A 20,088-nucleotide genomic window follows, 5' to 3' on the forward strand; every position below is an offset into this window, starting at 1 on the left:
TACTGAATGCTCCCTATGGGGAGCATTCCTGCTCACTATCGATAGTTCCCTCAGGCTACAATGTTCTGCTAAGCCTTTATTGATTTCTCTGTGGCCGAGCGAGTGCCAAGTCAAGTTCACGCAACCAAGAATCTGCCGAAGCATCTGATGGCATACGCCAATCCCCGCGTGGAGACAAAGAGCCCCCGGAACTTGTTTTCGGACCATTTGGAACGGCGCTACGTTTGAACTGGCTGGTTTGAAAAAAGCGCCTGATAAAAACTCTTAGCCATAATCGAACGGTTTCCAAATCGTAATCCCGCCGATCGGTGTCTGCAAAATCCGGTGGCCAGCTACCCGTTTTGGCATCCCGCCAAGCGTGCCATGCAAGGAAAGCCAGCTTAGATGGTCTCATGCCGTATCTTACCGTATAAAAAAGATTGAAATCCTGCAGCGCATAAGGTCCTACGAAATCTTCGGTCCTCTGACTTGGCGCATCTGCGTCACCCGGAACCAACTCCGGACTGATTTCGGTTGACAAAATATTTCGAAGAACTGCGGATGCCTCTTCACCGTAAAGCCCACGTCCAGCCACCCATCGAATAAGATGCTGAATAAGTGTTTTGGGAACCGAGCAATTGACGTTGTAATGGCTCATGTGATCACCGACGCCATATGTTGCCCAACCAAGGGCCAGTTCAGAAAGATCACCCGTGCCAAGGACGATAGCGTTATGACGGTTTGCCAGCCGGAAAAGCAGCGACGTTCTGGCCCCGGCCTGGACGTTCTCGAAAGTAATATCGTAAACCTTCTCACCTTCTCCGGCAGGATGTCCGATATCCCGCAACATTTGCATCGAAGCCGGGCCTACATCAATCTCGTCGGCAGTCACTCCTAACGCCCGCATGAGACGCCAAGCGTTTGATTTCGTCTTATTAGACGTCGCAAAAGCTGGCAAAGTCCACGCCAGAACATTTGAATGTGGAAGTTTCAACAAATCCATGGCGTGAAGTGCAACCAACAGGGCGTGCGAACTATCCAGTCCACCCGAAACGCCTATGACGACCCGCTCGATGCCACTCGCCTTCAAACGGCGCGCAAGACCTTGAGATTGTATCTGAAAAGCTTCCTCACACAGAGCGTCAAGTTGATCTTTTTCATCCGGAACGAATGGAAAGCGAGCAATTTTTCGATGCAAGCCTATGTCAGTTTCGGGGGGCTGAAGATGAAAGCCGATGTGTCGATAGGGTTTTGGCGCAAGATCACGTCGATTTGCAACGAGGCTGCCATTTCGTAGACGTTCCGCTGCCAGAAGTTCCAGATCGATATCCGTAACAATCATACCGGCACTTGTGGAAAAACGCTCCGACTCAGCCAGAAGAGTTCCAGCTTCGTAAATCATTGCATGGCCGTCCCAAGCGAGATCGGTGGTTGATTCACCGAATCCCGCTGCCGAATAGAGGTAAGCGGCATTGCAACGGGCAGATTGCACGCGGCAAAGCGCGTGACGTTCGGCCGATTTGCCGATAATCGCATTGGATGCCGAGAGATTTGCTATGACTGTAGCACCAGCAAGCGCGGCCAAGGATGAGGGTGGTGTCGGAACCCAGACGTCCTCGCAAATTTCAATCGCGAGCACAAAATTCTCTATATCCTGCGCGGTAAATAAAAGATCTGTACCGATAGGAACATCGGACCCCAGAATCTCTATCACAGCGCCTTTTTCGACTATTGCACCCGATGCGAAGTGCCGAGCCTCATAGAATTCGCGGTAATTGGGCAAATAAGTTTTGGGTACAATACCTAAAAGTCGACCTTTGTGCAGCACAACCGCACAATTGAGAAGATGGCCCTGCCAGCGGACCGGCATTCCCACAAGAACCACAGGCATTAGCGTCTCGGTGCGCTTGCGTAGTAGTTCAAGAGCCGATTCAGCCTCATCAAGCAGCGTTTGCTGATGCAGAAGGTCATCAATCGCGTAACCGGTCAGACCTAGCTCGGGCAAAACGAGAAGACCCACCGACTGTTCATCCGCCGCTTCCAATAGCGGTATCGTCGCCGTAGCGTTCGCCAATGGCGAAGCAGGCGTCACCAAATGTGAAGCAACGGCACAACGAAGGAAGCCTTGCGCGTATGCCGAAGAAAAAGTCGCGGATGTAACCTGTTTATTGCGCATCATTGTCTTCACTTGCATTCATGCCGCCATCAGCAACAATCCCGACGAGAAGCCAGGACGGTCTTACCCAAAATAAGGATGAAAAGCGCGGACGCCACTGTTTCCAATTCAGCAACACCGCTTCAACGACGCCTTGAGCAGCATTTTGTTCAGCTACGATCAAGGGATCCGGACAAAAATCATGCCACATGACAAACCCGCCGGGGCGAACCACCCGCAACGCCTTTTCGGTATCGCTGGCCACTACATCGGCTGTATGGCCACCGTCAATCAGGACAGTATCGAAGAAATCGGCACCGAAAGCAGCTGTGTCGAACTCCCGGCTATCCATCAACATCTGGGTAACTCGTCCAGCTAATCCAGCTTCGCGATAAAGTCGTCCGATCCGGCTTCCACCATCCGTGACGCCGGATGCATCTGAATACAGAGGACGCCCATCAGCGTCCCTTTCTCCATCGGGAAGGTTCAGCGTCCAGACAAGAGCTTCAGAGTTTTGCAGGCAAAGTCGCGCTCCGAACCCTTCCCAAGTTCCAAACTCCAGATGATGCCGTGGTCGAAACGCGCGGTAAAGTTGTCCCAAAATCTTCGCATCATGGACCTCCATACGGAACTGGGTAAGCGGCATGTTAACGAGGTTTATAGGAGCTCGGAACGAGTAGCTCAAACCAAGACGTTCTCCCAACATATGAGCGTCAACAATTTCGAGCGTGTCGTCGGGAACATCAAAAGGCAATGATGAGAGCCCTCGCGCGACGTCCCTCAAGGTGATCTCTTTTTGTGCAGGGTTCATCGAAAGCGGTGGTGAAACATTCCGCCGGGCTTCCGCTTGCAAGACAACAGGCTCATTGAAACGTACGCGAGCCACACCGGGTAGCGTCGGACCCCTTCTGATAACAATGCCACGCAGATCCTCGACCCGATCAAGCGCTATCTCGACAGTAGTTTCTCCACCCGGCAGGACAAAAGCTTCCGATCCAATGAGCTCAGAAAAGCCCTCTCTAACGCAAAGAATGCCAATGTCCGCCCCCGAAACACCGACCGACAAACGCACGATCGCCGGTCCGTCACAGATCGGTTGCGCTTTCCAGATCAAGCCATAACCCCAGGCGGGCGCATCGATAATTAGATCACCGGTTTCCTCATCCAAAACACCCGTACCAGCTAGTTCGAATGAAGAAGCAGTATCAGCCGCCGATGCTTCCGTCGCAACAAGAACAGGGGTAACATAGACAGGCTCGCGTTCATGTATGAGCCTCAATCCGTCAACGGCAACCGGCACGCCTTCCGGACGACGCAAAAGGAAATTTTCACCGTCCATCACGAGGGCTTCGTGATAACCCACAGATGCCAACCATTCCAGCGCCTGCGAAACGCTCTGCTTTCTTTCCGCTAATGCGTGGTTAAGTTCAACAAGAATCCAGGGATTAAATTTGTCGAGTGTCTGAAGAGAGCCCTTCAAAACTTCTAGGTCGAAGCTGTCGACATCAACCTTAAGAAGATCAAGCCTGTCCCATTCCAAACGTCGCATTTCCGCGTCCACTGTGGAGAAAGGAAACTCCTCCACTTCCGCAGGACTACCCCAGACGCGGAATATCGCATCACGACGGTTGCCTTCAGCTTCCCCCAGGGCAATCTGGCGAACCTCGACATTTGAAATCCCGTTGAGCTCAAGATTTTGCTTGAGCATCCGGTGCGTTTCCGTCGGCTCGAATGCAACAACGCGGCCTTCAGGGGCACAGCGACCAAAAAGTGCTGAATAATATCCTATATTGCCCCCGACATCAAAAATGCGCCAATGGGGGCCAATGTTGCGGACACACCAGCGTTTAGTTTGCATCTCGCAATAAGGATAATAGCCCCGCATATGGGCGTAATAGGCACCAAGCCGAATTGGCTCTGCCTCGGGAACCATGGTCCAGATCGGAGCCAGATCGAGCTGAACAGCCGGAGCCGGAGCTTCAACGGCCGTGTCTGTCTGGCGTTCGACCAGTTGTTGCTCTTCAGAATCCAAAATGTGCTCTGGCTGCGAGCCAGACGGCGAGTTGAGGAAGGATTGCACAATGTCCCTGATCGATCGCCGCATTTACTTCCTCCACTGTCATAACTCTAAGATCGAAAGTTTCAAGATCGTCATGATCAGCAACGCCCGCAAGACGACAATCCGTCAGAGCAAAAAGATGCGCCCGACCGCAGCCCTGATTGCCGCTAACGGCATAACTGCCAAAGCTAATGGCATTCTCAGCCACATAACCGGTTTCTTCGCGCAGTTCCCGCAGCATCGCTTCAACAGCATCTTCCCCGGGCTCCAAATGGCCAGCAGGAAAAGTCATAGAATAGCATCGGGCACCATGCTTATATTGCCACAAAGTCAGAATACGGCCGTCTGTGAGAATGGGCACGGCAATCGAAAAATCAGGTAAATGAATTTGGTGATAGTCATCGACAACCCGCCCATCCGGCAACGACACGGCTTCGATCGAAAGGGTCACGAAGGGAGACGCATAGACCTCCCTTCGATTTCTTACGGACCAGATATTCGTCATCGCTGCTTCAGCCCCTTAAGCTGTGACAACCCTATCAAGTAGCGCACGTAGTGTCTGGTCCAACCTCAAATCGGTTTAGCAGTTATTAGCAGATGCCATCCCAGGCTCTGTTCAAGCGCACGAAACAACTCCGGCGGCATGGTTTCAAACCATGGTTGCCGCACATATTCGTAGTTGACGTATTGCTCAATCTGATACGGGAAAATATGATCCTGTCGAATTTCAGTAGCTTCAAAGCATCCAGAAAGAAGCTCTTGAACGTCGCGCTCATCGTAGGTGAAGGCAATCGGGCACCCTGACTGAGCTTCTGGTTGGTCGAGCCCAGCTTCAATCATAGCAGCCTTCCAAGACCTTTTTGCATATAGCATAATTCTCAGTTCACCATCCGACTTGATAACTTTACGGATTTGTTCAATTACGCCCCGCGGATTGGGTGTATGATGAATCACACCAAAAGAGTATACCAAATCAAAGTTGCTCTCAGGGAAGCCTTGTGTAAGCGCTTCAGCGTTCAACTGTTGAAGGTTTCCGTCTTGTTCAAACACTTCAAATCGTGACTTGGCGATTGCAAGACTTGCTTCCGAAAGCTCTATCCCAGAATATATTGCACCGTTACGCGCGAAGTTGATCGCGTCAGTGCCAATGCCGCATCCGACTTCCAGTACCTTTTTGCCGTTCCAACGTGAGAATTCCGCAAAACCCGGAATGTGGGGCTCGACAAAGTACTTCCGGGCTTCAACTTCATCGAAGTATTCTCGAGAACCCACTTCGCGCTTTGAATGTCGAACATTACAGGGGCGGCGATTCCAGTACTCTTTTACATCTTCAATGGTGGCGTTGTCAGTCACAGGTGAATCCTTTATTGAATGAAGATAGCAGTTTCAGTTACTCAGCGGTTTGTCTTGCAGCGGCCTGGAGCTCTAAATCGATCAGGCTTCTCATCTTTTACAGAGATGCAGAAACAACACCGCATCTCACACCGATGTTTCAACCAAGTTATGCATCAACTGGCTGAACCCTTTTTACAGTTATCCGTTCAAGAGCTATTCGAGATCTCCCAATCGAGTGAAGGCGTACCTCAATAGGAAGAGGTAAATCCTGCGTTGTGATTTGCAATGGTAGAGATATGGTTTTCCTTGACCCGAAAAATTTGACTTTTACAACCGCTACCGTCTTCTCACCCAGCATAATTTCGAGTTGTAACTTCGATGTGGGCGAGTGATTCCAGCGTTTTATGAGACTGACATCGACTCTGTAGTTGCCGGGCATCAAATTGGCGTAAGGACCATAAAATATATGTCCACTCGCTCCTGTGGAGTGAATTACATTTTCATCCCTTTTTCCAGCTGCACCTGCATGCATTTCGCCGGTCCAGTCTTGCGCATCGACAAACGCAGACTTCAGCAAATAGCCATGCCGCAATCTGGCTGAGAACGGCGTTCGACTACAGCCAACGAAACGCTGCATTACAGACTCGAAACCATTATGTATGGCATTCACACCAATAATCCGGCGGGGCTCTTTATTCGACGCTAAGTGATCCCGCTCGTTTGTTACGACTGTATAAAATTGCTCCATCAAGGCGGACGAAGCATCGCCCTCCACCTTTTTTGGAAGTCCAAAATTAATTATAAAAGTATCTGCGCGATCAATAACGTCTATATCGCCTTGCCAACAAGATACATCCGTTAGGAATCCTAAATTTCGCCAACAATTCGTAAAAAGATCATATATCCGGTCTTTTGGACCAAGCCAGACGACATTCGTATTTCTTGGAGCGTTGGCAAATAGATCAACAAGAAATGGAAGTACGTGTTCCGGCGTTCCGACTTCAAGATCATAAGACTCTGGCCGATAGCGCGCCTCAATCAAACCTTTCAGAGGCCGATCGATTGCTTGGCTAAGCGCTTTGCGATACGCCATGTTTATGGTGTCAGTTAGGCTGATTTCTTCCAAGTCGATCCCAGCAAGACCCCAAATTTCCGATTGATCCGGTATTTCCGGCTGCAAAAGATTGTGAAAAAAATCGTCCGCACTGTTTTCCACACTCTTATGTGCGTGAGCCGGAGTGGTTTGACGAGTGTGGTCGCAGTGATAACCAAGAACGAAAGGTAGGGCGTCATCAATCTTGCCATGACGCATAACGAGACGCTTCGAAATATTTGCGTCTACATGCCAACCCAGCAGCATCCTCTCATCGAAGCCGTGAATGGAGAAGAGGTCGTCTCGTTTTATTAGCTGAAAATCGCCAGGCGCATCGTACAGGATAGAGTCCATCCCGTACACTACCTCATTCAAACAGAACTTCTCTCCCGCTTCGCGCGTTTCAGCTATAACCCCAGCCGGATCAAGCCGATCAAAGCTCTCCCACAGCGTCTCAGGTATCTCGAAACGAGGCGCACAATAAAATCCGTCTTCCAGTCCCGCCAACTGGTCAGACAAGGACTGCGACCCGCGTGGTACGAAGATCATGTCCGTATTGGTCGACAATATCCAGCGATTTGCAGGATTGGATCGCCTGACAGCAGCATTACGCGAAATCGGCTCCAGAGCCTTCAGGTGCGTACGAGACGCAAACAGCCGATTATGAAGGCTCGGCCTTATGCGGATGATCCGCAGAAGACGCCTCGCACGATCTGTCAGCGTGTCACAGATCGCCTCCGGGAAGGTCGGAAAATCATCCGGTGTGTTATAGTCAACGAAAAGAATTTCATCGTTTTCGTCGGTCAGCACTTCCGCCATACAATTCAGGCTGAGAGCAGCCCGCTTGTGGAGGTTATAGCCGTAACTGTCGTTCCTTCCATAGAGAACGATCGATATCATGACATTACCCGGGCATGTTTCGCTGCGGCAGCGTCAGAGAGCCAATCCCCCATGCCAGGTCTGATCAGCGTTATTGCAGCCGAAAGCTTCGCAGCATCAACAACACGCCACGGATCGATAACAGCCTTCGGTCCCGCCGCAGCAATGTCGAGATTGCGGTAGGCTTTCCAAGGCGTCACGATGGCAACGACATCCGCTCCCGCCATGGCGCTTTCCGCATCTACCTTGATCACGATCCCATCGGCGATCTGATCCGGAAGGCTGACGAGAGCCTGCGGGTCTGTAATCCGCACTTTATAACCGATGCTGATCAGTTTGTGAGCCAGTGCCAATCCCTGGCTTTCCTCGATCACCGGGGTTTCCGGCTTGTAGGACAGTCCGAGGATTGCCACCTGGGCCCCCGGATCAGCCGATGCCGCTATCGCCCGAACAAGCCGCTCCGTCTGGTGATCATTGATAACATCTGTCGCTTCGGCAAGATCCGTGCGCGCGCCGAGGCTACGCCCAAGCGCCGCGAATGCCTTGTTATCACGCGGAAAACAGGGGCCACCATAACCAATGGCACCCTTGATGTATTTCTTTCCGATCCGGCTATCTGCACCGAGAGCGTCCGTTACGACATCGGCATCGGCACCATCGAGATGATCGCACATGTCAGCGATCATGTTCGCATAGCTGATCTTGGTGGTCACGTAAGTGTTGACGGCGATCTTGCAAAGTTCTGCATTGACCCAGTTCATCCGCTGGAACTCAGGGTTGCTTTCGGTCGAGCCACGATAGACGCTTTCGAGCAAATCTCCCGCTTTAGGATCGCTTTCGCCGATAAGTATCATATCGGGGTAAAGCATATCGCGGACTACCGTGCCGAGCGCGATGAATTCCGGATTGTAGCACAAACCGAGATCCGAACCCACGGTTCGACCAGACGCACGTTCCAGCGTCTGGCGCAGAATACCGCCTGTGGAGCCGGGCATGACGGTGGAAGTGACAACAACGTTATGATAGCCGATCTTGTCATGCAATGCCGCACCGATGCTCTCGAGAGCGGAGATTACGTAGTCATTGCGGAAAAAACGATCCGGACCGCTTGGCGTGGGGACGATGATGAAGGTCACGTCCGAGGAAAGCACCGCCTCCCGCATGTCGGTCGTAGCTCGAATGCGCCCACCATTTTCCGTGATCAATTCCTGAAGTTGCGGCTCAGGAACCGGCGCCGCGCCACGATTGATCGAATCCACAAAAGCGGAATTCAAATCCATACCAATGACGTCAAAGCCTTTTTTGGCAAACACGGCAAGCATAGGTGCACCAAGTTTGCCCAGACCTATTACAGAAAGTTTCGGCTTCATGATAATATCTCGCTAGGGATCAGGCCACAGGCCGTCACTTGTTTTTTCCACGTGCAAGCTCGGCCTGACGAGCAATCCAAGGATAGGTACGGGCCAACCCTTGCTCAAGCGTCAGGCTTGGCTCCCAACCCAGTTTTTCCCGAATGAGGTCATTGTGGGAGTTGCGTCCACGAACACCCTGCGGGCCTGGAATATTACGAATTTCGAGATCCTTGCCAGCCACTCGCATGGTGATCCTGGCAAGCTCATTGATCGAAACCATCTCTTCCGATCCAATATTCACCGGACCGGCAAAAGTTTCGCATCGCGTCAAACGCAAAGTAGCCTCGAGGCATTCATCGACGAATAGAAACGATCGAGTTTGCAGACCATCGCCCCAAATTTCGATCGCTCCACCGGCTTCAGCCTCGGCGACTTTGCGGCAGAGCGCAGCCGGCGCCTTCTCACGTCCGCCGACCCAGGATCCTTCCGGGCCAAAAATATTGTGATAACGCGCGACACGGCATTCCATCCCGTGATTGCGGTTGTAAGCGAGATAAAGTCGCTCGGAAAACAGCTTTTCCCAACCATATTCACTGTCTGGATTTGCGGGATAGGCACTATCTTCCCGCGTCACGGGAGCATTGGGATCGGTCTGGTTATGCTCGGGATACATACAGGCCGAAGAGCTGTAAAAGACCCGCTTTATGTTGCGACGGTAGCAGGCATCCAAGACATTGAGATTGATGGTAGCCGAATTGTGCATGATATCGGCATCGTTCTCGCCCGTAAAAATATATCCCGCACCACCCATATCAGCAGCTAGCTGGTATACCTCATCAAACCTGCGATCAATCACCGCGCGACAATTGGACTGCTCACGCAAGTCCGCAATAACGAAATCGTCAGCCTCTGTTGCGGCATATTCTGGGAACTTGAGGTCTACACCCCTCACCCAAAAACCTTCACGTTTCAAGCGCTTAACCAGATGTGCGCCAATAAATCCACCTGCTCCGCAGACGAGTGCCGTTTTCATGTGTCTCTTCCCAACAAGAAAAATCCGTAATTATGCGCCGGCAGCAGCTATCAGATTATGTTGGAAGTTTTCAATAGGTTTCGAATTATTTCCGATCTTTTCAGAATGTTTCTGCGCTAATCGGCCCTCAATCGATTGCGTGACCTCCCCCTATACGTTAGGACGCGCTAAAAAGCATAGCGAGACTCCGCAGCATATGCGGCCGAACAACTGCAGGATAGTGCCTTTGCCTATCTGAACTCCGCCATGATAAAAACGCATGACAAAAGAGCGATGAACCGTTGAATTTCGATACTCGAAAAATCCTCGTCGTTGATCTGGACGGAACCCTTCTCCGCACAGACATGTTGTACGAAAACTTCTGGTCGGCTTTCGGCTCAGACTGGCGCTGTCTTTTCAGCACAATATCGGCGCTGCCACGCGGACGCGCTCACCTGAAACGTCACCTCGCCTGCGCGGCAGTCGTCGACGCTCAGGTGCTTCCTTACAACACTAAGGTGCTTGCCTATATCGAAAAATGGAGAAGCGCAGGTGGGCGTACCGCTCTCGTCACCGCTTCTGATCAGCAGATTGCGCAAGGAATAGCGGACCACCTCGGTATCTTTGATGAGGTTCACGGCTCCGACGGCACGCGAAACCTGAAAGGCGCCACGAAAGCCGCATTTTTGGAAGAGCGTTTCGGTGAAAACGGTTTCTTGTACATGGGCGACGCCGCCGCCGATTTGCCTGTATGGGAGCGCGCAGAAAAAGCAATTACGGTGGATGTACCGAGGAAAGTACGCACGAAAGTCGACGCTCTCTGCGATACAGTCGAGCATCTCCAAAGCGAGAAAGATAACTTTAAACCTTACATCAAGGCGCTCCGGCCTCACCAGTGGCTAAAGAACCTTCTCGTATTCGTACCACTGCTTGCCGCGCATCAATTCGATGGACGAACCATCGTTTTATCGATGACGGCTTTTGTGTGTTTTAGTCTGATAGCTTCAGGCGTATATATCCTGAACGATCTGCTTGATCTTTCTGCAGATAGAGCACATCCGCGAAAACGAAACCGACCATTTGCCGCGGGCGCTGTTCCCATCGCGCACGGCACGCTGATGGCGGGAGCACTTGTAGGTTTCGGCTCTCTTCTCGCAATTTTGATAAGCTGGAAATTTCTGGTAGTCATGGTCGGCTACTATCTGCTGACAACCGCCTATTCGCTTTATCTGAAGCGGTTGATCATCCTTGACATCTGCATGCTTGCCGCACTTTATACGGTAAGGATGTTTGCCGGCTCTGTAGCGACGTCGATTGACATATCAATCTGGCTGCTGGCTTTTTCTGTTTTCTTTTTCCTATCTTTAGCAGCTATCAAAAGACAGGCCGAGTTAATCGACAGCGCAGAGCGGGGCGATCTGAAACCGAGCGGCAGAGGCTATCATGTCGATGATCTGCCTATAATTTCAATGATTGCAATTGCCGCTGGCTATGTTTCCGTGCTCGTGATGACACTTTATGTCAATTCTCCCGCTGTGGTACAGTTATACGCACGTCCAGAGGCGCTTTGGGGCGTTTGCGCTATTCTATTATATTGGCTCACCCGTGCCGTGATGATGGCACACCGTGGCTTGATGCATGACGATCCAGTTGTCTACGCGGCCAAAGATGGCACGAGTCAAATATGCGCACTGATAGTCCTAGCCTTCACACTGGGAGGTGCATTGTTGTGACACTCGGCGTTCTGACTTTTCGATATTCGATATTTGCGGTTATCGCCACTTTAGCAAATCTTGCGACACAAAGATTTGTTCTTCAGGCTGGAAGTACCGAAGTCCACTTTATCGCAGCAATCGGAATGGGAACAATCGTAGGTCTCGTAATAAAATATGCGCTCGACAAGCAGTGGATATTTTATGACCAAGATGCGGGACTGAAAAACAACACCCGAAAATTCTCGCTTTATACCCTGATGGGCATTTTTACCACTCTGATATTCTGGACGGCCGAAACAGTATTTTGGCTAATCTGGCAAACCGATCTCATGCGAGAAGCAGGCGCCATTATTGGGTTGGCCATCGGATATGTTGTTAAATACAATCTCGACAAGCGGTTTGTTTTTAACGACAAGCGCAAAGAGATCACGTTATGAAAATATCTGGCTGGGGTCGATACCCGTCGATAGATACCCAACTTCATTTTCCGCGTGATGTGGAAACACTGCTTGGCTTAGTCACTTCCAGGAACAGCGTCATAGCCCGCGGCAACGGCCGCGCCTATGGTGACAGTGCGATTAATCCATTCAGCACTATTTCAATGAAATATTTTAACCACATGGTTTCTTTCGATCCCAAGACTGGTCAGCTAGTCGCCGAGGCCGGCGTATTGTTGGGCGACATCATCAAAACATTTTTACCCAAGGGTTGGTTTCCCATGGTCACCCCAGGAACGAAATTCGTTACCTTAGGCGGCATGATTGCCGCGGATGTCCACGGTAAAAACCACCACAAGGAGGGTAGTTTTCGAACGTGTGTCGACTGGATAGATGTCCTGGATGTCAACGGGGAAATTACCCGATGCTCCCGGGAGATGAACATTGATCTCTTCGAATATACGTTGGGCGGCATGGGGTTGACCGGCATCATTCTACGCGCCGCCTTCCGACTTAGACGCGTCGGGACTTCGTGGGTCCGGCAAACAACCGTCCCTGCTCCGAACCTGCAAGCGGCAATGGAAGTCTTCGAAAAATACACGGATGCCACTTACTCGGTTGCTTGGATCGATTGCCTCGGACGGGGAAAGAACCTGGGGCGCTCCCTGATTATGTTGGGTGAACATGCGTCGATATCCGACCTTCCGGCGAAGCATATCGGCGAACCATTTGAACAACTAGAGAAACGTCAAGTAAGATTTCCAATCACCATGCCGAGCGGCATATTGAATCGAGTAAGCGTGAGCTTATTCAATCAGCTATATTACAAAAATGGCGCCAGAAAAGCTGGAGAATCCTTGGTCGATTGCGATTCATATTTCTACCCTCTCGATACCATACTTGGCTGGAACCGGATTTATGGTCGGAACGGGTTCGCGCAGTTTCAATGTGTCTTACCTCTTGATCGTTCGGAAAGAGGTATTTGTGCCCTGCTTGACGCCATTTCCCTTGCCGGAGCCGGCTCTTTTCTCGCTGTTCTTAAGAAACTCGGTCCACAGGAAAGCAGATTTTCCTTTCCCATGGAGGGTTACACCCTCGCTCTTGATTTTCCGATCTCGCAGAAAACCCTGACTTTGCTGAATCGTCTAGATGAAATTGCCATTGAAAATGGCGGGCGTTTCTATCTTGCAAAAGACAGCCGCATGTCGGCCCGCACGTTACGTGTTTCAGATGAGCGCGCAGAAAAGTTCGTACAGAATAGGGACGAGAAAGGCTGGAGAGGCCGCTTTATTTCGTCCCAGGCAGAAAGGCTCTCTATATGACGAAACCACCTGTCCTTATTATTGGCGCCCGGTCAGATATTGGCAAGGCTGTAGCCCATAAGTTTGCCGCAGGGGGATACGCTATCCAACTTGCAGCGCGCAATGCCGAAGGCCTTGATGTCGAGAAACGCGATATCGAACTTCGTTATGGTGTCGAGGTGACGTTGCATGAATTTGACGCGCTCTCGATAGAGACCCACGAAGAATTCCTGAACAGTCTTCCCCGATTGCCTGAAATTGCAATATCGACCATCGGATTGATGGGCCAACAAGAGGAAAGCGAACGTGATCCTATCGCCGCAAGCCACGTTATGCGCAGTAACTACGAGGGCCCGGCGAGTATCCTAGCGCTTCTAGCCAATCGGTTCGAACAACAGGCCGCGGGTACGATTGTCGGGATAAGCTCCGTCGCTGGGGAGCGGGGTCGCGCAACCAATTATGTTTACGGCTCCGCCAAAGCTGCTTTTACCGCGTTTCTTTCCGGCTTGCGCAATCGCCTGGCCAAGCGTGGGGTCCATGTCGTTACGGTTCTACCCGGATTTGTCGCCACCAAAATGACAGAAGGGATGGATTTGCCCGGAGCTCTTACAGCAGAGCCGACTGAAGTCGCAGTAGCAATAGAGCGCGCCGTTATACAAAAAAAGAATATCGTCTACGTACGCTCTGTCTGGCGATTGATAATGTTGGTCATACGCAATATTCCCGAGCGTTTTTTTAAGATGATGAAGATATAAGCACCAGATATCTAGACCATTCCTTCCACATACTGAAGCACTTTAGTTTGATCACGCTGATACTGGCATAGTCCTTGCCTGGCATTTTTAGAGAGATCGTCGCGGGGCGGCCACGGAGAAGCAACGAATGGGAATGATTTGGCAGACACCTGAACCAACCGGCCCAAAGGGCGCGCTAGTGGTGCAAGGCATGGCTGTGTCCCTTTCTTTTCTCGTACCGTTTCTAGCCGGCTTCAGCTTTGTGATGAACCATTTCTATGTGGCGGGCGGCTATCTGCACGATAGCGGCTGGTTCGCGGCGCTGATGTGGCGCCCGCTGGACTTCAACCTCACCAATCCACCTGTTATAGACAACAATCTTTTTTACAGCACGCATCTGTCGCCGATCCTTTATGGTATCGGCCTGTTGAGTTTCTTCTGGCCCTGGGGACCGATAACATGGTTTGCCAGCTTCCAAGGCGTCATTCTGGGTGGCAGCGGCCTAGTGGCCTGGATCACTGTGCGCAGAATACCCTGTTTTGCAGAGAAACCGCTTTGGCAGGCATTTCTGGCACTGGCTTTCGCCTTCAATGGTCTAGCTATGTTTATCTTGGCTTATCCGCATATCGAAGCGTTGGGAGCACTGATGGCTTGCGCCTGCCTCGCCGCCTTCTTCAGCGGCAAGCGGCGGTTGGCGGTGCTGTTTTTGCTAATAGCGCTTTCGGTTCGAGAAGATATGGGCTTCCACGTCGTTGCGCCGCTGGGGCTTTTATGGATCTGGACCATGTGGAGTAACCGCCGTGTGACAGCTGGGAGCGATGTGCTGGCGCTGCTGACGCTGGCGTTCTGCCTGTCGCTGGCCGCCGTGCTGATCCGCAGTTGGCAATTTCCAGCCGATGGCGCCTTTACCCGCATCTACACAGGCGTACCACCTTATGCCCACCTGACGTGGTCACTGATGCAGGAGCGGCTCACCCTCTTGTTTTCACAACGGCTCTACCTCCTGCAGCCCGCCGCTGTCGCCTTATTTGCGACGATCATATGGCGAAATCCTGTACCTATTTTGGGTTTCGTAGCCTATATTCCATGGTCACTTCTCAATTTAACCGCCTTCAGTGATGCTGCGGGCCACATGGACGTCTATTATCCCTTTCCCTTTCAGATCGCTATTTTCTGGTTTTTATGGTGGACCGGAGTCCCGCAAATATCACATCTAGTGGTTACCGACACGCTCCGTCAGCAGGCAAGCACGAAGATATTGGTTCCAATATTTTTGATTGCCGGCATTTCCATGAGTTTCCCATGGAGTACCATTCTGCCTGCCTGGAAAGGTGGCGTAATAAGAGCTACTGAGGAAGCAGCAGACAATATAGTGCAAAACCGTCATCTCTTGGGACCCATCAAAGCCGATCCAGCTATGCTGTCGCTGCGGCCGCGCGCATTTCTGCAAGAAGACGATCTCGATGATCCAGATATTGGCAACGAACCGGCACCTGAAACATTAATCTGGCATGCTAACAGCATCCACTTTGGTAAAGTACAACAGCACTTGGAAAACTTTGAGGCCGAAATGCTGTATCGTATTACTGACACACCATTCTACCTCGCCTCACATCTGCCGCGCGCTCAACTTGAAAGTGCCGGTCTCGCACTGCGACCGATGATGGACATAAACATGCTGCCGCTGATGAAAACGCGGTACGGCCAAGTAAACGCCTCTATTCTCGATTTGGCCAGCAATGGCGGGAAACACAAACTGTATGGCCCTGGTTTGGTGTTACCCCCAGGCAAATACCGCCTCGAAATGGATATGCGAATTTTCGACGATCACGCCGATGAAGCCATGGTGGAGGTGTATAATACCCAAACTGGTCCCATTATTTCTGCCCCCCTGCAGCGCGGGCTAGGCGGCAGCCCCGCCACGACCGACATTGAATTTACCATCCAGCGGCACCACCAGGGCAATTGGGAGTTTCGCGTTTCGGGAAATAACCTGCACGGCATCCGTATTACGGGCGTCTGGCTCCGTTCACTCGGCCAGGGCGACAAAACTGATGCAACTGAGAGTGTGCCTGGGAATTGATCAACCGCGGCAATCCCAGTCGCTTTCCGACCGAAAATCTGGCCGCAGCAACTCTGCCGTATTAAAGGGGGGGAAACTCGCCAGACCCAGCACGAAGTGCATCATAGCCTACACAAACTAGGGACGTATGATATTCCTCCCCGCGTCGCAAAGCACTATGGAGCCATAGGTAGACCGTTGTACTAACGTGCGGTGGCGCACCACGCCACCAGCCGCCTGCCCATCATATTTTCAGTGCTCAACATCTTTGAGTTTACTAAGAACGGACAGAAGCAAGTCTGTGGATCTCGCCCAATTGAATTGGCTCCGAAGTTCACTTGCTACTCGACTTCTAGTCTCAAAATCTGGTGGAAAGTTAGCCAATTGATGCATGGCATCTGCCCAGTCTTGCGGTTTCTCTGGATCGCAAAAAATCGCCATATCGTGCAGCAATTCTGTCATGGCGGGTCTCGCACTACAGATGCAGGGAACTTCAAGCATCAACGCCTCTAACGGAGGCAAGCCAAAACCTTCATATAAACTGGGAAAAAGTAGTCCCTTGGATCGTCTCAATACCCTAGCCAACTGCCCATCCGTCAGACGTCCAACCGGATGTATCTTTCCTCCGCTATTAGAGGTCAACTCCGTAGAGAATCCTTTCGGAGATTTTCCGACGACGACCAAATGATAGTCTTGGGCATTGCTGAGGCCCATTGCCTTAATCACGACGTCGATATTTTTATGGTAATCGTTAGAACCTATACAGACGAAGTAAGGCGCGTCGGGCGTAAGTAAATCGACGCTCTCGTCTTCGTCCCATTCTACAACATCGACGCCATTATAAACGACATGTATCTTTTCCTTCGAAATACCGATAATCCGTGAAATATCGTCCGCACTGCTTGCACTCACAGTCACAATAAGATCGGCGTTTCTAATTGTATGGATGTATTTTTGTTTCCATTCGCCGATTGTTGACTTTTGAAATATGCTCTCAAATAGCAAAGGAATAACGTCGTGCACCATAACGACGGATCGAGGAGGCAACTCAGAGGGACACCAATGAACAGACGGGAAAAAATGAATGGGTTTTTCGCGAATTGATAAAACGTCGAGCGTCGCGAGTACCTCTCGCTTTATTAATTCCTTCAATATTTCACGCGCAACTCTACCGACACCTCGTCTATCAACTAAAGTACCGGTACTATACTGGATATTGAGACCCTGAACACATAAAGGAAAATATTCAGGGCAATCGATGGCCTCATTGGACCTTGATACGATTCCCTGTTTTGGAAAACGCTTTCGTATCGCTCTTCGTATCAAACGCTCAGGATTAAGGGAACGAAGTGTCGTCCTGAAACCACCTCTGTCAGTTTTCCCTTTTTCGTCGCCAACTCGGCCTCCACTCATTTGTGCTGATATCACATCATTTGCAACACGATTGACTACCTCCTGGGCATACTTTGAAGCCAGCAGGTAATTTAGTTCTCTAGCAATTTTCAGCTCATCTTCATGGTTCAGAAGATCAAGGGCCATTATGTGCCTTTCGAAAGAGTGACCATCGTTTTAATGCCCCCCAGCTTTTTCTTTTGAGCTGGCAGACAGCGCAAAAGCACTATCCCATTTAAAACATGGGAATAACATGAAACAAGCCAATTCAAAGTCCAGCGGTTGTCGGCAGCATTTTCATTTCTCCACCGCCAGTACCGCCTCCGCCTCATATATGGCGCAGACGATGTGATAAAACGTGCTTGCCGGCGCCGGCTCGTCGAGCATCGGCCTGTCGGCCGGCCATTTGTCGAACCACAGGCCCTTGACCGGCGTGTCGAGGAAAGGCTGGAGCGCGCCGATGGCGCTGAGACCGGAGGCGAGGTAACGCTGACGCTCCTCACCGCCCGTGACGCTCGCAAGCCGCACCGAAGCCTTCAGCCATTCCGTCTGCGGCCATAACCGCGCCAGCCCGTCATGCACCGAAAAATCGTCGTAGAGGCTCATCACCGCCACCTTGCGGCGTGGGCAGATGCCGTGTTCTTCGCCGATCTCGAAGAGGCGTTTTGCCTTGTCGATCGCCTCGCCATTGCCGCGCAGGCTGCCCCAGCGCACCAGAAGCCACGCCCATTCGAACTGGTGGCCCGGCTCCATGATGCGGCCTTTGTCGCTGTCATGCGGTGTCCAGTCATGGGCGAAGAATTCGCGCAAGCCGCCATTGCCGCCATCGATGAAGCGGTTAAGCGCAAGATCGGCGATCTCATCGGCCAGCGCCGACCACGGGCCGTCCGGGTCCTGCACTTCCCAGGCCAGCATCGCCTCGAAGAGATGCATGTGCGGATTGGAGCAGAGCGGCGTGCGCGGCGGGTTCGCTTCCTCGAAACCTGCGACCGGATGTCTGTAGTCGCGTTCGAGGATGGCAAGGATATCGAGCGCCCGGCCGCGCATCTCGTCCCGGCGCTCGGGAAGGCTTGCAGCCGCCTGTGCGGCGGCAAACAGCGCAAAGGCCTGATTGTAGAGATCGAAGGAGGGATCGATCAGCCGGCCGGTCTGGTCGGCAAGGTTGCCGTAAAGGCCGTTTTCAAGGCGATAGACCTTCTCGAACCAGGAAAGCCCGTGCAGGAGCGCGTCTTTCCACGGTCCCTGCCAGCCGTGCTGGCCGGCGGCGGCGAAACAATAGGCCTGGCGTGGCTGCACGCGGGCGCGTCGGTCATCGGAAAAAACCGGTTTCGCATCCTGGCCGAGACGTTCATAAAAGCCGCCATCCGGCCGGGCCGAACCCGCCTCCCACCACAGGGGCAGGGCGTCCTCATCCAGCCATTTGCGTAATCTTCCGATCTCTTCGGCAAGCGTCTGCGAAATGCTCGGAAATGGCAAGGTCATGCGTCAACTCTCTGTTCTACGTCGTGGTAGCGACGAATACGCCAAGGGAACCCAGAAGCAAACGCCTGAATTTACGTTTTGTGACGCTGTCAACCACAAACACTATCATTTGCTCTCTCATAAAGCCCGCGGCACGCGAGGAAGGGTACTGGCTCTACAATGTCCCTCGCCCGCACGTCCTTAAAGTCGGCGATATGGTCAAACCCGGTATCGATGGCCTTGGCAGTGAGCGCCAAATCATGACAACGTTTTGGCGTTCGAGAACAACGGGGACCATGGACGCAATGGTGGCAATCGAAAAACTGGCGAAAAGCTTCATCACAGCGAGCCGCGAGGGGGCGAAGATTTCTCTGGCGGCGGTGCAGGCGGAAGGTCTCATTCCTACTACGCTTGGAGAGGCTATGGCGGTCCAGCGGGCTTTTGCTGAAAGCCGGGCCGAACCGGTTGCCGGCTGGAAACTTGCCATCCGGGCGGATGGCGAGGCCATTGGGGCGCCCATGTTCGATTGTGTACGGGTCGGTGAAACCAATGCCGCTTCTTTTCCCCATGACGGCACCGAAGGCATCGAGGTTGAGATCTGCTTTACGCTTTCGGCAGATATTCCTGCGGCGGCGGCGGGGCCACTGACGAGAGCCGACCTGATAGGATTTATCGACAAGGTCCACCTTGGTGCTGAACTTCTCCGCTACAGGCTGGTGGAGAAAAATCAGGTGCCGTTTCCGCTTTTTCTCGCGGATCGCCTCGCAAACCACGGCTTCGTCATCGGCCCGGAAGTCGATAAGCACATCGTGGATGTCTTTGCCGGAAATGGCGAGAACCTGCCGCAGCTCACCGTCACCGAGGGGGCGGTATCGTTGTTCGATGCCGGGGTAAAACATCCGAATGGCGATTCGCTCGCGCCGCTGGTTGCCTTTGCCAATGCGGCGTTCAACACCGGCGAAATGCTCAAGGCGGGCAATGTGGTGACGACAGGCAGCCTTTGTGGCGCGATACCGAGCACACTTGCCGGCGAGACGCACATTGTGCTGAAATCGGTTGGCGCCTTCACGCTGTCCGGTCCGAGACAATAGGCGTCCGGTCAGCCGGACGTTCTTTTTTTCA

15 protein-coding genes are annotated in these 20,088 nt (G+C 52.1%); 6 read left to right on the forward strand and 9 right to left on the reverse strand.

The genetic code is table 11. The features are described 5' to 3' along the window. Nucleotides 1–76: 76 nt before the first annotated feature. The 7 genes from EM858_RS15575 to EM858_RS15605 form a co-directional block, all read right to left on the reverse strand. Nucleotides 77–2,173, reverse strand: a complete 2,097-nt coding sequence (locus tag EM858_RS15575; protein ID WP_127757182.1) for an NAD(+) synthase — start codon at nucleotides 2,171–2,173, stop codon at nucleotides 77–79. Further along, complete coding sequence (locus tag EM858_RS15580) at nucleotides 2,145–4,238, reverse strand: FkbM family methyltransferase (RefSeq protein ID WP_127757183.1); 2,094 nt, start codon at nucleotides 4,236–4,238, stop codon at nucleotides 2,145–2,147. Before EM858_RS15580 ends, EM858_RS15575 begins: the two co-directional genes overlap by 29 nt. Then, the gene (locus tag EM858_RS15585; RefSeq protein WP_127757184.1) at nucleotides 4,156–4,698 is read right to left on the reverse strand and encodes an NUDIX hydrolase; all 543 of its coding nucleotides are present in this window, start codon (nucleotides 4,696–4,698) and stop codon (nucleotides 4,156–4,158) included. The genes EM858_RS15580 and EM858_RS15585 overlap by 83 nt, the downstream gene beginning before the upstream one ends. Nucleotides 4,699–4,763: 65 nt before the next feature. Beyond that, on the reverse strand, nucleotides 4,764–5,546 hold the full coding sequence (locus tag EM858_RS15590) for a class I SAM-dependent methyltransferase (RefSeq protein WP_236761777.1): 783 nt from the start codon (nucleotides 5,544–5,546) through the stop codon (nucleotides 4,764–4,766). Nucleotides 5,547–5,694: 148 nt separating this feature from the next. Beyond that, nucleotides 5,695–7,521, reverse strand: coding sequence for a hypothetical protein (locus tag EM858_RS15595; protein WP_127757185.1), 1,827 nt, complete (start codon nucleotides 7,519–7,521; stop codon nucleotides 5,695–5,697). Then, on the reverse strand, nucleotides 7,518–8,870 hold the full coding sequence (locus EM858_RS15600) for a nucleotide sugar dehydrogenase (protein ID WP_127757186.1): 1,353 nt from the start codon (nucleotides 8,868–8,870) through the stop codon (nucleotides 7,518–7,520). Before EM858_RS15600 ends, EM858_RS15595 begins: the two co-directional genes overlap by 4 nt. 34 nt (nucleotides 8,871–8,904) lie before the next feature. Beyond that, entirely contained in the window at nucleotides 8,905–9,885 is a 981-nt protein-coding gene (locus EM858_RS15605; protein ID WP_111817904.1) for an NAD-dependent epimerase/dehydratase family protein, read from the reverse strand. 281 nt (nucleotides 9,886–10,166) lie between these two features. Here EM858_RS15605 and EM858_RS15610 point away from each other — a divergent pair, with 281 nt between their 5' ends. The 5 genes from EM858_RS15610 to EM858_RS15630 all read left to right on the forward strand — a co-directional run bounded on the left by EM858_RS15610 (nucleotide 10,167) and on the right by EM858_RS15630 (nucleotide 16,134). Next, entirely contained in the window at nucleotides 10,167–11,597 is a 1,431-nt protein-coding gene (locus EM858_RS15610; RefSeq protein WP_127757187.1) for a UbiA family prenyltransferase, read from the forward strand. Further along, the gene (locus EM858_RS15615) at nucleotides 11,594–12,016 is read left to right on the forward strand and encodes a GtrA family protein (protein ID WP_111817906.1); all 423 of its coding nucleotides are present in this window, start codon (nucleotides 11,594–11,596) and stop codon (nucleotides 12,014–12,016) included. Before EM858_RS15610 ends, EM858_RS15615 begins: the two co-directional genes overlap by 4 nt. Then, nucleotides 12,013–13,338 (forward strand): FAD-binding oxidoreductase, encoded by a 1,326-nt coding sequence (locus EM858_RS15620; RefSeq protein ID WP_127757188.1) that lies wholly within the window; start codon nucleotides 12,013–12,015, stop codon nucleotides 13,336–13,338. The genes EM858_RS15615 and EM858_RS15620 overlap by 4 nt, the downstream gene beginning before the upstream one ends. Next, nucleotides 13,335–14,072 (forward strand): SDR family oxidoreductase, encoded by a 738-nt coding sequence (locus tag EM858_RS15625; protein ID WP_127757189.1) that lies wholly within the window; start codon nucleotides 13,335–13,337, stop codon nucleotides 14,070–14,072. The genes EM858_RS15620 and EM858_RS15625 overlap by 4 nt, the downstream gene beginning before the upstream one ends. A 127-nt stretch (nucleotides 14,073–14,199) precedes the next feature. Beyond that, entirely contained in the window at nucleotides 14,200–16,134 is a 1,935-nt protein-coding gene (locus EM858_RS15630; protein WP_127757190.1) for a hypothetical protein, read from the forward strand. Between the two features lie 231 nt (nucleotides 16,135–16,365). Here the strand turns inward: EM858_RS15630 and EM858_RS15635 are convergent, their stop codons facing one another. Together EM858_RS15635 and EM858_RS15640 are read right to left on the reverse strand one after the other, a co-directional pair. Continuing rightward, complete coding sequence (locus EM858_RS15635) at nucleotides 16,366–17,652, reverse strand: glycosyltransferase family 1 protein (RefSeq protein ID WP_127757191.1); 1,287 nt, start codon at nucleotides 17,650–17,652, stop codon at nucleotides 16,366–16,368. A 150-nt stretch (nucleotides 17,653–17,802) separates the two neighbouring features. Further along, nucleotides 17,803–18,987 (reverse strand): AGE family epimerase/isomerase, encoded by a 1,185-nt coding sequence (locus EM858_RS15640; protein ID WP_127757192.1) that lies wholly within the window; start codon nucleotides 18,985–18,987, stop codon nucleotides 17,803–17,805. Between the two features lie 284 nt (nucleotides 18,988–19,271). Between EM858_RS15640 and EM858_RS15645 the strand changes: the two genes are divergently transcribed. Next, the gene (locus EM858_RS15645; protein ID WP_127757206.1) at nucleotides 19,272–20,057 is read left to right on the forward strand and encodes a 2-keto-4-pentenoate hydratase; all 786 of its coding nucleotides are present in this window, start codon (nucleotides 19,272–19,274) and stop codon (nucleotides 20,055–20,057) included. Nucleotides 20,058–20,088: the final 31 nt, after the last annotated feature.

Source organism: Agrobacterium sp. CNPSo 2736, from assembly GCF_004005385.1.
Classification (GTDB): domain Bacteria; phylum Pseudomonadota; class Alphaproteobacteria; order Rhizobiales; family Rhizobiaceae; genus Agrobacterium; species Agrobacterium leguminum.